The following is a 14,214-nucleotide window of genomic DNA, read 5'->3' as shown; positions in this document are numbered from 1 at the left end:
CGTGCAGGCGTGGGTGTCGAGGCTCCGAGCTACAGTTTGCCGCGCTGGCGCTGGACGCGCTGGCTGACCGATGCCGGCCATGACGTGCCCGCCGACATCAGGATCGCGCTGATCGGCTCGCTGTTCGGCACCTTGCCAATCTTCGCCGGCGGCGTAATCAACACCATGGCGGTGTCGCTGCTCATCGCCCTGCGCATCCCCACAGCGCCCTTCATCTTCTGGTGCGGCTTCGAGATCGCCTGCTGCCTGGCCAGGCTTGCCGTGCTGGTCAGCGCGCGGAAGCAGGCCGAGCGCGGCCAACCGACACCGACCGACCTCTTCGTCCTGCTCGGGCTCGCCTGGGCCGCGGGCATCGGCTACGGCACCTTCATCAGCCTGACGAGCGGGGACTGGGTCATCGCGGCGCTCGCCTGCCTCTCCGCCGCAGCCATGGTAGGGGGCACCTGCTTCCGGAATTTCGCGGCCCCGCGCATGGCGGGCCTGATGATCTTCCTGGTGCTCGGCGCCTGCTGCCTCGCCGCGCCCTTCCTGGGCGAGCCGATCATGCTGATCGTCTTCTTCCAGATCCCGGCCTATCTGCTCAGCATGACGGCGGCCGCCTACAAGCTCAACGCCATGCTGGTCTCGACCATGCGGGCCGAGCGCGAGCACGAGTTCCATGCCCGCCACGACATGCTGACCGGCCTGTCGAACCGCTCCGGCCTGTCCAAGGCGCTCGATCTTCGCTTCGCACGGGATGCGGGGTCACGCCGGCTCGCCCTGATCTATCTCGACCTCGACGGCTTCAAGGCCGTCAACGACACGCATGGCCACATGGCCGGCGACCGATTGCTGCAGCTCGTCGCCGAGCGCCTGCGCGGCATGGTCCGCGCCGGCGACCTCGCGGCGCGGATCGGCGGCGACGAGTTCATCGTGCTCTCCGGGCAGACTGAGACGGCGCAGCTGCTCGGCTTCGGCGAGCGCCTCATCCGCGAGATCTCGCTGCCCTACGAGCTCGACAATCGCAATGCGGTCACGGTCGGCGCCTCAATCGGGATCGCGCTGGCACCCGAGCACGGCACGGACATGGCGAGCCTACTCAGCGCCGCCGACATGGCGCTCTACCAGGCGAAGTCGAAGGGCAAGTCGCGCTGCGTGATCGCGCCGCCGGGCCTGCACGCCAACCCGTTCGCCGCGGCGACGCTGCCGTCAGGCGTTCCGCAGTTGCATTGACCCTATTCCAGCTCGCAGGGCCCGCTCGCCGGCGATAATTGCCAGATTCCGTCATCGGGCTGCGCCGGTATCCTGGCCGCGCCGTCGGCGATCTCCTCGGCGTCATAGGGGTTGGGATTGGCTGTGATGCCGTTGTTCCTGACCCGCAGCGTGCCATTGGGGCCGCGCTCGATCCGCCAGGTTCCGGCCTCCCATTCCGGCTCGCAGCGCAGGCCATCGCCGCTCGGCTTGCAGAAGCCGCCGAGCTGGTAGTCGAAGCCGCCGGCGGCGTTGCGCTGGCGCAGGTTGAAATAGAGCTGGACGTAGAAGCCGTTCATTTGCCCGTCGGGCCATTTGCTCGGCAGATGCAGCAGGCGGATGCGCGTGACCTTCTGGCCGGGATGGCCCTTGAGATGGGGCTCATCGTAGACGCGCTCCCAGCAGGCATCGCGCTTCAGGGGCAATTCGCGTTCGAGCGGCCGTGCAGCGGCCGGGTTGGCCAGCGCAGGCAGGAACATGGCGGACAAGAAGGCGGCTGAACGCATCGACTGATCTCCCAGCAGGCCCGATAGCGGCAGCATAGCCACCGTTCCGCCTGTTGCCACGCCCTTGACCGTCCAGCCGGGCTCGGGCTTGGTGCCGGCGCGAGGCAGCGGAGAGCGGACGTGGCAGATATCGCGACAATCGTCCGCGACGTGGCGCAGGAGATGGCGACGGAGACCGAGCGCGGCGCCGTCGCGACCTATATCCCGCCGCTGGCCAGGATCGATCCGAAACAGTTCGGCCTCTGCGTCGTCACGGCCGATGGCGAGATCCACAGTGCCGGCGAGGCCGAGGAGGCGTTCTCGATCCAGAGCGTCTCGAAGGTCTTCGCCCTGACGCAGGCGCTCGGCAAGATCGGCGACACGCTCTGGCGCCGGGTCGGGCGCGAGCCCTCGGGCACGCCGTTCAACTCGATCGTCCAGCTCGAGCGCGAGCAGGGCATCCCGCGCAACCCGTTCATCAATGCCGGCGCGCTGGTCGTCGCCGACGTCAACCTCGCCGGCCATGCGCCGCGCGTCGCCATCGGCGAGTTGCTGCGCTTCGTGCGCTACCTCGCCGAGGACGAGACCATCCTGATCGACGAGCATGTCGCGCGCTCCGAGCAGGAGACCGGCTTCCGCAACGTGGCGCTGGCCAACTACATGCGCGCCTTCGCCAACCTGACGCATCCGCCCGAGCTGACGCTAGGCGTCTACTTCCACCAATGCGCCATCGCGATGAGCTGCCGGCAGCTCGCCATGGCCGGGCGCTACCTGATGCTCGGCGGCCTGCTCGAACCCGGCGGCGCCCGGGTGATCTCGGCCCAGCGGGCGCGGCGGATCAACGCGCTGATGCTGACCTGCGGCCATTACGATGCCTCCGGCGATTTTGCCTTCCGCGTCGGCCTGCCCGGCAAATCCGGCGTCGGCGGCGGCATCCTGGCGATCGCGCCGGGCAAGGCCTCGATCGCCGCCTGGTCGCCGGGGCTGAACGAGAACGGCAACTCCAAGCTCGGCACGCTGGCGCTGGAGCGCATCGCCGAGGCGACCGGCTGGTCGGTGTTCAGCCCGGCGGAAGAGAGGCGAGCATAACTTGCGGGGCGGACGCGGCGCCGGACTCATTGGCGCCGGCGGTTGACGTTCGCCCACCTTCCGCTGAGTAGATTCTTTTGTGGCAACGCAACATAGGCCGGTCGATCAGCATTTAAAGTCTAGCCTTTCTCCAAATAGTTGTGCGGCACAACCTGCTGATTGCAATTAAACCATCGTTAACCACAACGCCTTAGATTCGATCAGGCTAAACTTGGAAACTGACGCGATGGATTGCCTAGGCCGAACCCTCGATTAGCTTTTCAAAGGTGTCGACATGCGCCCAGCATTGATCTCGCTGTGCCTTTTCTTGCTCGCGGCCGAAGCCCAGGCCGCAACGGCCACCAGTACATTCCAGGTCCAGATCAACATCCAGGCGACCTGCATCGTCGCGAGCGCGACCGACATGAATTTCGGCAATGTCGGCGTCCTGGCCAGCAATATCGACTCGACCAGCACGATCACCGTGCAGTGCACGACCACGACCCCCTACACGATCAGCCTCAATGCGGGAGCGCATGGCGGCAGCGTCACCACGCGCCAGATGAGCGGCTCCGGCGGATTGGTGAACTACTCGCTGTCCCGCGATGCCGGCCGGCTCCAGAACTGGGGCGAGACGATCGGCTCCGACACGATCGCCGGCACGGGCAATGGGGCGGGCCAGGCCTATCTGGTTTATGGCAGGGTTCCGCCGCAGACGACTCCAAGTCCGGCCCTCTATACCGACCTGATTACTGTGACCGTGACCTATTGAGCTTCACTGCCGACCGTTGAAGCCGGCGGCACCGGCCCGCTCAAGCCAGATCAGAAGCGCCAAGACTCAAGACCAAGCAGGGCAGCGCCATGTGGATGGGCCGCCCGAGGAGAAACTGCGCCAAATTCAAGAGGGACTAGTCATGAAAGCCGGATTTGCTCTGTCCTCTGCCTTCTGCCTGACGACGAGCTTCGCCTCCGCCGCCTCCCTGCAGGTCGCGCCCGTGCTGCTGGACATCCCGGCGCCTGGCGCTGCCACGACGATCACCTTGCGCAACACCGATCTCCAGCCGATCACGGCGCAGATTCGCGTCTTTCGCTGGACGCAATCGGCGGGCGAGGACCGGCTCGAGCCGACCAGCGACGTCGTCGCCAGCCCGCCGCTGATCGATCTGCGCTCGCGCCAGGACTATACGGTGCGCGTGGTGCGGGTCTCCGGAGGCCCGGTCGCGAAGCAGGAGGCCTACCGCCTCGTCATCGACGAGTTGCCCCGGCCGCAGCAGCGCTCGGGCACCGTGGCGCTCGTGCTGCGGCATGTCGTGCCGGTGTTCTTCACCGGCCGCGAGGTCTTGCCGCCGGAGATCGCCTGGAGCGTCAGCCGGCACGGCAAGGGCCTGCTGCTCGGCGCCGCCAATGCCGGCGACGCGCGGCTGCGGCTCGCCTCGGTCAGCATCCGCGACGCCGCGGGGAAAGCGGTCTCGGCCAATGCCGGCCTGGTCGGCTATTCGCTCGGGCGCTCCTCGATGCGCTGGACGCTGGCCTCGCCGGGCGGCGCCCCGGCCGCCGGCGCCAAGGTCACGATCACCGGCGCGACAGAAACCGGCCCGTTCAATGCGACCGCCGTCGTCCAGCCTGCGCCGTAGCGCCTGGCTGGTGGCTGCCCTGATGATCGCCCAGGCCTGTCTTGCCGTCCCGCGCGGCGCAGCCGCCAGCCGCGTCGGGCGGGACCTGCAGCTCGACGTCCAGCTCGGCGGCCATGCGCTCGGCCTGATCGGCGCCTTCCACCAGAGCGAGACCGGCGCGCTCTCGGCGCGGAGGGCCGAGCTGGAAGAGCTCGGCATCAAGGTGCCGCCCGCGTTCAAGCCGGGGGACGAGGTGCCGCTCGCGGCGATTCCCGGCCTGAGCTACCGCTATGACGAGAACGCGCAGCGCATCGACCTCCACCTGCCGGAGGCGGGCCGCCTGCCGAAGGTCTACGACGCCAGCCCGGCCCAGGCAGCCGCTCCGGCGGCCGGCTATTCCACGATCGGGGCCGTGCTGAACTACACGTTGTTCGGAAACTCGGAAGGCAAGCGGTTCCACGAATTCTGGCGCTATCCCGGCCTCTCGGCCAGCCTCGACGCGCGCCTCTTCAGCAGCTTCGGCGTGCTCTCCCAGACCGGCATCGTCAGCAACCGCTCGCTGCTCGACGACAAGGCCGAGGCGCTCAGGCTCGACTCGACCTGGAGCTATTCCGACCCGGCGACGCTGCTCTCCTACCGCGCCGGCGACACGATCTCGGGAGGGCTCGCCTGGACGCGGCCGATCCGGCTCGGCGGATTGCAGGTCCAGCGCAACTTCGCGCTCAGGCCTGACCTGATCACCCTGCCCCTGCCGAGCGTCAACGGCAGCGCAGCCGTGCCCTCGACGGTCGACGTCTTCGTCAACGGCGTCAGGACGATCTCGCAGGATGTCGGCAGCGGGCCGTTCCGCATCAACAACGTCCCGATCCTCTCCGGCAACGGCAATGCCAGCATCGTCGTGCGCGACGCCTCAGGCCAGCAGACCGAGACGACCCTGCCCTTCATCGTCTCCAGCAAGCTGCTGCAGCCGGGCCTCCTCGACTTCTCGGCCGAGATCGGCATGCCGCGCCTGCAATACGGGCTGCGCTCCAGCATCTATGCCGACGAGCCGGCAGCCTCGGGCAGCGCGCGCTACGGTGTGAACGAGCGCATCACGCTGCTGGCGCATGGCGAGGGTAGCAGCGGCTTCGGCGGCGGCGGGCTCGGCGCCGTGGTCGGGCTCGGCTCGCTCGGCCTGCTCAGCGCCGCCGGCTCGGGCAGCTGGCGCGACGGATCGACCGGCGCGCAGGCCTATGCCGCGTTCGAGACCCGCTTCCGCGACATCTCCTTCCTCGCCTCGACGCAACGCAGCTTCGGCAACTACCAGGACCTCGCCTCGGTGACGGCCTCGCCGATCTTCGCCGGTCCGAATGCCCCTGTCGTCGGCGACTATGTCGCGACAATCGCCTCCGCCGATGCCTGGACCCGCTTCCTGCTGCCGCCGCGCGCGCTCGACCGGCTCTCGGTCGGCTTTCCCATGCCGATCGTCGGCGGCGGCCTCAATTTCGGCTTCGCCCGCGCCAAGGACGTCGCGGGCCGCGCGACCAGGATCGTCAATGCGAGCTATACGCGCGCGCTGCCGAGCGGCGGCTCGTTCTACGCCACGGTGTTCAGCGACCTGGAGGATCGCGGCTCGGCCGGCATCTTCGCTGGCCTGTCCTTTCCCTTCGGCGGGAACATCGTCTCCTCGGCCGGCGCAACCCGTTCGGGCTCGGCCTGGGCGTTCGCCGCCGACGTCGCCAAGCCGATCCAGCAGGAATCGGGCAGCGTCGGCTGGCGCATCCGCGACGTCGAGGGTGCCAGCGGCCAGGGTCGGCGCTCCGCCTCGCTGGCCTATCGCGGCGATTACGGCCAGATCGAAGGCGGCATCGCCCAGAGCGACAACCACGTCTCCGGCACGATGCAGCTCGACGGCGCCATCGCCGCCGCAGGCGGCGGCGTCTTCCTGGCCAACCGCATCGACGACGCCTTCGCCATCGCCAAGGTCGGCGCGCCCGATGTCGACGTGCTGTTCGAGAACCGCGTCGTCGCCCGCACCAATGCCAGCGGCAGCGCGCTGATCCCGAGCCTGCGCTCCTACCAGGCCAACCGGATCTCGATCGATCCGCGCGGGCTGCCCGTCACCGCGGTGGCGGAGACGACGCAGGAGGTGACGGCGCCGCCCGACCGCGCCGGCGTGGTCGTCGATTTCGGGGTCAGGTCGGCAGCGAATGCGGCGATCGTCATCCTGCACGGACGCGACGGAAAGCCGCTCGGTGCGGGCTTGCGCGGCGCGCTGCTGCCAGGCCTGCGCGGCACGGTGGCGCAGGCGCCCGGCTTCGCCGTCGGCTATGACGGCCGCGCCTTCATCGAGCATCTCGGGCCGGAGAACGAGGTCGGCATCCGCCTTGGCGACGGCGGCGAGTGCCGCGCCCGCTTCGCCTTCGCCCCGCGCGAGAACATCCAGGTCACGCTCGGGCCGGTGCCATGCCAATGAGAGCGTTCCGCGTCATCGCAGCGGCCATCCTCGCGCTCTGGCTCGGCCTGCTGCTGACGGCGGGCGGCGCTTCGGCGCAATCCTGCTCGCTCAGCATCACGCCGCTGGTCTTCGCCCCGGTCGATGTAACAGCCAATGCGCAGGTCGACAGCACGGCGACGGCGACGGTGACCTGCACCGGCCTGCCACTGCAACTCGTCGGCGTCTGCATCGACCTCGGGCCTGGCTCCGGCGGCGCGACCGATGCGACCAACCGCTTCATGGTCAATGGCGCCAACCAGTTGCGCTATGGGCTGTTCAGCAATGCCGGCGCGACGCCCTGGGGCTCCAGCGCCTGGGCCGCGGGCGGCGCGGCTCCCGTGGGCCTCAACGTCAACCTGTCGCTCGGCGGCACGGGCAGTCAATCGGTGATCATCACCGGCCGCGTCTTCGGCGGCCAGCCGACCGTCGCACCGCTGGCCTATGCGAGCACGCTCTCGGGGATCGACGCCCGCATCCGCTATGGCCTGCTCTCCTTCCTGCTCGGCTGCAACCTGCTGACGATTTCGCAGACCAGCTCATTCACCGTCTCGGCGAACGTGCCGCCGACCTGCCGGGTGACCGCGAACGATCTCAATTTCGGCTCGGTCGGCGTCCTCTCCGGCCAGCGCGACGCCAGCACCAACCTCGCGCCGACCTGCACGAACGGCACGGCCTATCAGGTCGGGCTCGACGGTGGCGTCTCCAATGCGGCCAACCCGACCCTGCGGCGGATGACGAAGGGTGCGGAGTTCGTCACCTACGGGCTCTATCGCGACGCGGGGCGGGTACAGCCCTTCGGCGGGGCGCTGGGCGCCGATACCCTCGCGGGGAGCGGGACCGGTCTCGCGCAAACTGCCACGGTCTACGGGCGGGTGCCGCCGCAGGCGACGCCGTCGCCAGGGATCTATGGCGACACGATCGTCGTCACGCTGACTTACTGAGCCGCATCTCCCTGAAGCGCGTCCGGACGGCCTCGGCCGTTGGTCAATCGCCCGCTGCGGAACGCAGGCGCATGACAGCCCCTCCTGGCGGTATCCTTTTCCCGCGCGACCCGGCACCATAGCTTGATGCTCTGGCAAGACATGCTCCTAGGAAAGGCGACGTGCGATGAAGAAGGGGTCTGACCTCCTGGTTGCGGCGCTCGAGAACGAGGGCGTCGACCGCATCTTCGGCGTGCCCGGCGAGGAGAATCTCGACGTGGTCGAGTCGCTTCGCAAGTCCAGCATCCAGCTGGTGCTGACGCGGCACGAGCAGGCCGCCGCCTTCATGGCCGCGACCCATGGCAGGCTGACCGGCAAGCCTGGCGTCTGCATCGCCACGCTGGGGCCGGGCGCGCTGAACTTCTCGACCGGGGCGGCCTATGCCCATCTCGGCGCCATGCCGATGATCCTGATCACCGGCCAGAAGGCGATCATGACCGCCAAGCAGGCGCGCTTCCAGATCGTCGACGTCGTCGCCTCGATGAAGCCCCTGACCAAGATGACCCGGCAGATCGTCAGCGCCGCCAGCATCCCCTCGATGGTGCGAGACGCCTTCCGCGTCGCGATGGAGGAGCGGCCGGGCCCGGTCCATCTCGAACTGCCCGAGGATATCGCGGGCGAGGAGATCGAGGACGTGCCGGTGATCCCGGTCCACCCGCTGGAGCGGCCCGTTGCACAGGTAACGGCGCTCGACCGTGCCGCAGACATGATCCTTTCAGCCAAGCGGCCGCTGGTGATGATCGGCGCCGCCGGCAACCGGCCGCGCCTGGTCGAGGCGCTCTCGGCCTTCGTGCGGCGCACGCGGCTGCCCTTCTTCAACACGCAGATGGGCAAGGGCGCCGTCACCGGCGGCTCGAACCTCTACATGGGCACGGCGGCGCTGTCCGAGCGCGACTATGTCCATGAAGCCGTCGACCGGGCCGACCTGATCATCTCGATCGGCCACGACACCATCGAGAAGCCGCCCTTCCTGATGAAGAGCCAGGGCGGGCCGAAGGTGATCCATATCGGCTACCAATCGGCCAGCGTCGAGCAGGTCTATCATCCCGATGCCGAGGTGATCGGCGATATCGGCGCGACCGTGACCGCGCTCGCCGAGCGGCTCGGCGGCAAGCTCGATCCGGACGTGGCGATGCTCGACCTGCGCCAGACGATCCTGACCCGGATCAACGACCGCGCCGAGGAGGACCGCTTCCCGCCGACGCCGCAGCGCATCGTCCACGACGTGCGCGCGGTGATGCCCGAAGACGGCATCGTCTGCCTCGACAACGGCATGTACAAGATCTGGTTCGCGCGGAACTACCGCACCCATGTCGCCAACACGCTGCTGCTCGACAATGCGCTGGCCACGATGGGCGCCGGCCTGCCCTCGGCGATGATGGCGGCGATGCTCTACCCTGAGCGCCGCGTCATGGCGGTCTGCGGCGATGGCGGTTTCATGATGAATTCGCAGGAGATGGAAACCGCGATCCGGCTGGGCCTCAACCTCATCGTCGTCATTCTCAACGACAACGCCTACGGCATGATCCGCTGGAAGCAGGCGGTCGACAAGTTTCCGGATTTCGGCCTGACCTTCGGCAATCCCGACTTCGTCCGCTATGCCGAGGCCTACGGCGCCAAGGGCTCGCGGGTGACGAAGGTCGAGGAGCTGCTGCCGACGCTGGAGGCCGCCTTCGCCGGCGGCGGCGTGCATCTGGTCGACGTTCCCATCGACTATTCCGAGAATACCCGCGTGCTCGTCGAGGAGCTGCGCAACCGCTCGCCGGATGTCGAGTTGGCGTAGCCGAAGAGCCTTTCAAGGAGAGTTCCATGCTGCAAGTCGTGCAGGCATTCGATCGCGCGCCGATCGAGGAGATCGCGACCGACGATGCGGCCGCGCTCGAAGCCAAGCTGCAAGCCGCCGAGAAGGTCTTTCGCGACCGCGACCGCTGGCTCAAACCCCATGAGCGGATGGCGATCCTGCGCAAGCTCGCCGGACTGCTGGAAGGCAAGCGCGACCATTTCGCCATGCAGATCGCGCGCGAGGGCGGCAAGCCGCTGCCGGATGCGATCGTCGAGACGACCCGCGCCATCGACGGCGTGCACAATGCCGCCGACGAGCTGCGCAACTTCGCCGGCCGCGAGATTCCAATGGGGCTGTCGCCGGCGGCGGTGGGGCGCTGGGCCTTCACCACCAAGGAGCCGATCGGCATCGTCGCCGCGATCTCGGCCTTCAACCATCCGCTGAACCTGATCGTGCACCAGGTCGCGCCCGCTATCGCGACCGGCTGCCCGGTGATCATCAAGCCGGCCGGCACGACGCCGCTATGCTGCCGCGACTTCGTCGCGCTGGTGCACGAGGCCGGGCTGCCCGAGGCGTGGTGCCAGCTCTTCATTCCGGAGACGACCGAGCTGGCCGAGACGCTCGCGACCGACCGGCGCGTCGCCTTCCTGAGCTTCATCGGCTCGGCCAAGGTCGGCTGGTACCTGCACTCGAAGCTCGCCCATGGCGCGCGCTCGGCGCTGGAGCATGGTGGCGCGGCGCCCGCGATCGTCGACCGCAGCGCCGATCTCGACCAGATCGTCGAGCCGGTGGTGAAGGGCGGCTACTACCATGCCGGCCAGGTCTGCGTGTCGACGCAGCGCATCTTCGTGCACCAGGACATCGCCGCCGATTTCACCGAGCGGCTGGTGGCGCGCGTCGCCAAGCTGCGCGTCGGCGATCCCGTGCTGAAGGACACCGAGGTCGGCCCGCTGATCCTGCCGAAAGAGGCCGACCGGGTCGCGAGCTGGATCGACGAGGCCGTCAAGGGCGGCGCCAAAAAGGCGATAGGCGGCAAGCGCCTCTCCGAGACGGTGCTGGAGCCGACCGTGCTGCTCGATCCCGCGGCCGACGCGAAGGTCTCGCAGCTCGAGGTCTTCGGGCCGCTGGTCTGCGTCTACCGCTATTCCAAGCTCGACGACGCGATCGCGCAGGCGAATTCGCTGCCGGTCGCCTTCCAGGCCAGCATCTTCGCGCAGGACATCGACATCGCCCTGCGCGCCGCCGAGCGGCTCGACGCCTCCGCGGTGATGATCAACGACCCGACCACCTTCCGCACCGACTGGATGCCCTTCGCCGGCCGCAAGGAATCCGGCTACGGCACCGGCGGCATCCCCTTCACCATGCGCGACATGACGCAGGAGAAGATGATCCTGATGCGCCGACGCTGACGCGCCCGAGTGGGCGCTGGAACCTCTCCGCGTCATCCCGGACAAGCCGCGTTTGCGGCGCCGCTCCGGGGTCCATCGTAAGGCTCCGGCGTTTTACGATGGATCCCGGAGCTCCGCTTCGCTCCGTCCGGGATGACGGAGCCTAATTCTGGCAAGTCGCGCAGGACGGCAGAATGCTCCGATCGCCCGGCGTTGCTAAGCATAGCGGCTCGGCGGGCGGCGCAGGCCGAGGTTCTCGCGCAGCGTCCTGCCTTCGTACTCCGTGCGGAACAGGCCGCGGCGCTGGAGCTCAGGCACGACCAGCGTGACGAAATCGTCGAGACCGCCAGGCGCATCGGCCGGCTGGATCAGGAAGCCGTCGACGGCGCGGTTGGCGAACCAGTACTCGATGTCGTCGGCGACCTGGGTCGGCGAGCCGATCAGCGTACGCTGGCCGCGGGCGCCGGCGAATTTCTGGTAGATTTCGCGCACGGTCGGCTTCCCGGCGAGCATGTGCTCGTAGCGGCGCCTGTCCTGCGCGATCAACCCGGCCACGACCTCGTCCGGGAAGGGCTCGTCGTCGCGATAGGGCGAGAGGTCCATGCCGCGCAGCGCGTTCTGAAGCAGCTCGCGGCCGACATCGGGATGGATCAACGCCTGCAGCGCCGCGTGCTTCTCCTGCGCCTCCGCCTCGGTGCGGCCGACGATGGCGTTGAGGCCGGGCATGATCTTGATGTCGTCGGGCGTGCGGCCGTTCTTCACCGCGAGGTCCTTGAGCTGCTGGTAGATCTGCTGGCCCTGGGCCAGGCTGTGCAGCGGCGTGAAGACGATCTCGGCGATCCTGCCGGCAAGCTCGGTGCCCACAGCCGAGGCGCTGGCCTGCGCGATTACCGGATGCCCTTGCGGCGAGCGCTCGATATGGAGCGGGCCGCGCACCTTGAAGTGCTCGCCCTGGTGCCGGAGGAAGTGCAGCGCCTCCGGCTTGAAGTAGCGCCCGGTTTCGCGGTCGCGCACGAAGGCGCCATCGTCGTAGCTGTCCCAGAGGCCCTTCACGACCTCGACGAACTCCTCGGCCCGATCATAGCGCTCGCCATGGGCGTAGTGCTCGTCGCGGCCGAAATTATAGGCCTCCGAGGTGTTGGCGGAGGTGACGACGTTCCAGCCGACGCGGCCGCCGGTCATGTGGTCGAACGAGGCGAGGCGCCGCGCGATCTGGTAGGGCTCGTTGTAGCTGGTCGTCGCTGTCGCCACGAGGCCGAGATGCGTCGTCACGGCGGTGAGGCCGGCGAGCAGCGTCAGCGGATCGAGGAAGTTCATGTATTGCGGCCAGCGGCTCAGCGCCTCCAGATTGCCGTCGCGGGTGGCGACTGCATCGGCCAGGAACATCAGGTCGAACTTGCCGCGCTCGGCGATTCCCGCCATCTCGACGTAATGGGCGAAGTTGGTGCCGGCATCGATCTGCGTCTGCGGATGGAGCCAGGCGGCGACATGGTTTCCGGTCGGGTGGAAGAAGGCGCCGAGCTTGAGCTTGTCGGTGCGGGGCGGGGTCGACACGGGTAGTCTCCTCGGTGAGCGTGGGGTCGATTAGCCGGCCGCCGCGGGCAGGGCGGCATCAGTGGGGCGAGTTACCGCCTCGCCCTTCATCCGGGCCGGCTTGAAATGGGCGACGAGCTCATGCGCGCCGCTCGGATAGGTCAGGCGCGCGAAGGTGACCGGGTTGGCGGCATTCCAGGTCTGACGCTCGACGACGAGGCAAGCGGCGCCCTCGGTGATCTCCAGCGCCGTGGCCGCCTCGGGATCGGCTCCGGCGGCGCGGACCCGGTGCTCGGCCTCGGTCCAGGGCACGCGCGTCACCAGCCAGCTGCCGGGCGCCATCACCGAAAAGCTCTGCTCGGCGGCTTCAGGCACTGCGACGAGGTTGATCAGGCGCTGCTCCAGGCAGAAGGGCCGGCTGGCGGCAAAATGCCGGCAGATCACTTCGAGGACCGGCGCGGCCTCCGTGAGGCCAAGCGCCTTGCGGTCAGCGGCCGTGCTGCGCCGCTTGTGCCGGGCCAGCAGCTCATAGCCATGCGGCACGCCGAGTTCAGAGACCTCCGACTCGACGTCCTTGACCTCAAGGATCGCGGATTGCGATTTCGGCTGCCGGACGAAGCTGCCGGCATGGCGGCGGCGCTCGATCAGCCCGGCTGTGACCAGCTCGGTCAGGACCTTGTTCATGGTCATGCGCGAGCAGCCATACTGCGCGGAGAGGTCGAGTTCGTAGGGGATGCGATGGCCCGGCGGCCATGCGCCCGACAGGATCTGGTGCCGCAGCTCGGTCAGGATGCGCTCGTGCAGCGACTTTGAGGCCGTCCTTGCAGCTGCCATGTCGGTTGCGCTCAACGTCCCTTGTTCCCTGCCGGTTCCTGCCTGCACCACGATGCCACTCGCCGGCAATTGGCCATTCTTCCACCCTGCGTTCACGCGGCAGCGCTGTCGCGGGCCTCGAACGCGCGGAAGGTGCTGCCGTGGAAGACCAGCGGCTCCCGTTCCGGGTGCATCCGGATGGCCGAGACCTCGAGCAGGATGATCTCATGGTCTCCGGCCGGAATCTCGCGATAGAGGCGGCAATCGAACAGCGCGGTGGCGCCGTCGAGCAGCACGGCGCCAGCCTCGGTCTGCGACCAGTCGAGACCGGCGAAGCGGTCGCCCGTTTTCGCGGCGAGCTGGCGGCAGGCCTCGCCCTGCGCCGCCGAGAGGCAGCTGACGCCGATCCGCCTGGCGTGCTTCAGCTTCGCCCAGGTGGTGGAGACGCGCTGGATGCAGACCGAGACCAGCGGCGGCGCCAGCGAGACGCAGGCGAAGGTGCTGGCGACCATGCCGACCGGCGCGCCGTCGATGACGCTGCCGAGCGCGACCACGCCGCTCGGGAAGCAGGAGAAGGCGTCACGCAACAGCCTCGTGTCCGTGGCCGGGTGATCCAGGCGGATCAGCGATGTCGTGCTAGCCATCAATAGGTCTCGTCCCGGACGGCCGCGCCGCCCGACTTGCAGCCCAGCATGATCGGCCATGTCGAACTTGTCTATACATATTGACGGAAATCGGCGATGCCAGTCAATATGGCGGGCGCGACCTGCGGCAGCGTGCATGGTGCGGCGTCGTGTTCGCTGGCAATCTCCGGGGGGAGGAGCTGTGTTGCGGCCTCCGAGACT

Annotated in this window: 12 protein-coding genes; 8 read left to right on the top strand and 4 right to left on the bottom strand. The window is 68.4% G+C overall.

Annotated features, from left to right (window positions below; translation table 11 throughout):
- Nucleotides 1-9: 9 nt before the first annotated feature.
- A complete protein-coding gene (locus DWF00_RS01265; protein ID WP_114828718.1) occupies nt 10-1,212 on the top strand; it encodes a GGDEF domain-containing protein in 1,203 nt (400 codons plus the stop codon).
- A 2-nt stretch (nt 1,213-1,214) separates the two neighbouring features.
- Here the strand turns inward: DWF00_RS01265 and DWF00_RS01260 are convergent, their stop codons facing one another.
- Nucleotides 1,215-1,736 (bottom strand): hypothetical protein, encoded by a 522-nt coding sequence (locus DWF00_RS01260; RefSeq protein ID WP_147283671.1) that lies wholly within the window; start codon nt 1,734-1,736, stop codon nt 1,215-1,217.
- Between the two features lie 120 nt (nt 1,737-1,856).
- On the opposite strand from DWF00_RS01260, the gene DWF00_RS01255 reads away from it, so the two are divergent.
- From DWF00_RS01255 to DWF00_RS01225, 7 genes are all read left to right on the top strand, one after another.
- Nucleotides 1,857-2,804 carry a glutaminase gene (locus DWF00_RS01255; protein WP_210207876.1) on the top strand — a complete coding sequence of 316 codons (948 nt, stop codon included), beginning with the start codon at nt 1,857-1,859 and terminating at the stop codon, nt 2,802-2,804.
- 274 nt (nt 2,805-3,078) lie between these two features.
- On the top strand, nt 3,079-3,555 hold the full coding sequence (locus DWF00_RS01250; protein WP_114828716.1) for a Csu type fimbrial protein: 477 nt from the start codon (nt 3,079-3,081) through the stop codon (nt 3,553-3,555).
- Between the two features lie 142 nt (nt 3,556-3,697).
- On the top strand, nt 3,698-4,417 hold the full coding sequence (locus DWF00_RS01245) for a fimbrial biogenesis chaperone (protein ID WP_114828715.1): 720 nt from the start codon (nt 3,698-3,700) through the stop codon (nt 4,415-4,417).
- Complete coding sequence (locus tag DWF00_RS01240; protein ID WP_114828714.1) at nt 4,386-6,851, top strand: fimbria/pilus outer membrane usher protein; 2,466 nt, start codon at nt 4,386-4,388, stop codon at nt 6,849-6,851. Before DWF00_RS01245 ends, DWF00_RS01240 begins: the two co-directional genes overlap by 32 nt.
- A complete protein-coding gene (locus DWF00_RS01235; RefSeq protein ID WP_114828713.1) occupies nt 6,842-7,813 on the top strand; it encodes a Csu type fimbrial protein in 972 nt (323 codons plus the stop codon). Before DWF00_RS01240 ends, DWF00_RS01235 begins: the two co-directional genes overlap by 10 nt.
- Nucleotides 7,814-7,979: 166 nt before the next feature.
- Entirely contained in the window at nt 7,980-9,635 is a 1,656-nt protein-coding gene (locus DWF00_RS01230; protein ID WP_114828712.1) for an acetolactate synthase large subunit, read from the top strand.
- Nucleotides 9,636-9,661: 26 nt separating this feature from the next.
- Nucleotides 9,662-11,044: an aldehyde dehydrogenase family protein gene (locus tag DWF00_RS01225; RefSeq protein WP_114828711.1), complete on the top strand. Its 1,383-nt coding sequence runs from the start codon at nt 9,662-9,664 to the stop codon at nt 11,042-11,044.
- Between the two features lie 195 nt (nt 11,045-11,239).
- On the opposite strand, the gene DWF00_RS01220 is transcribed toward DWF00_RS01225, so the two are convergent.
- The 3 genes from DWF00_RS01220 to DWF00_RS01210 form a co-directional block, all read right to left on the bottom strand.
- Nucleotides 11,240-12,577, bottom strand: a complete 1,338-nt coding sequence (locus DWF00_RS01220; protein WP_114828710.1) for an LLM class flavin-dependent oxidoreductase — start codon at nt 12,575-12,577, stop codon at nt 11,240-11,242.
- A 30-nt stretch (nt 12,578-12,607) separates the two neighbouring features.
- The gene (gene hutC, locus DWF00_RS01215; RefSeq protein ID WP_114828709.1) at nt 12,608-13,390 is read right to left on the bottom strand and encodes a histidine utilization repressor; all 783 of its coding nucleotides are present in this window, start codon (nt 13,388-13,390) and stop codon (nt 12,608-12,610) included.
- A 92-nt stretch (nt 13,391-13,482) separates the two neighbouring features.
- Complete coding sequence (locus tag DWF00_RS01210; protein WP_114828708.1) at nt 13,483-14,013, bottom strand: flavin reductase family protein; 531 nt, start codon at nt 14,011-14,013, stop codon at nt 13,483-13,485.
- Nucleotides 14,014-14,214: the final 201 nt, after the last annotated feature.

Source organism: Allobosea caraganae (assembly GCF_003351345.1).
Taxonomy (GTDB): domain Bacteria; phylum Pseudomonadota; class Alphaproteobacteria; order Rhizobiales; family Beijerinckiaceae; genus Allobosea; species Allobosea caraganae.
Note: the sequence above shows the minus strand (reverse complement) of the source record. Positions and strands in the feature narration are given on the sequence as shown.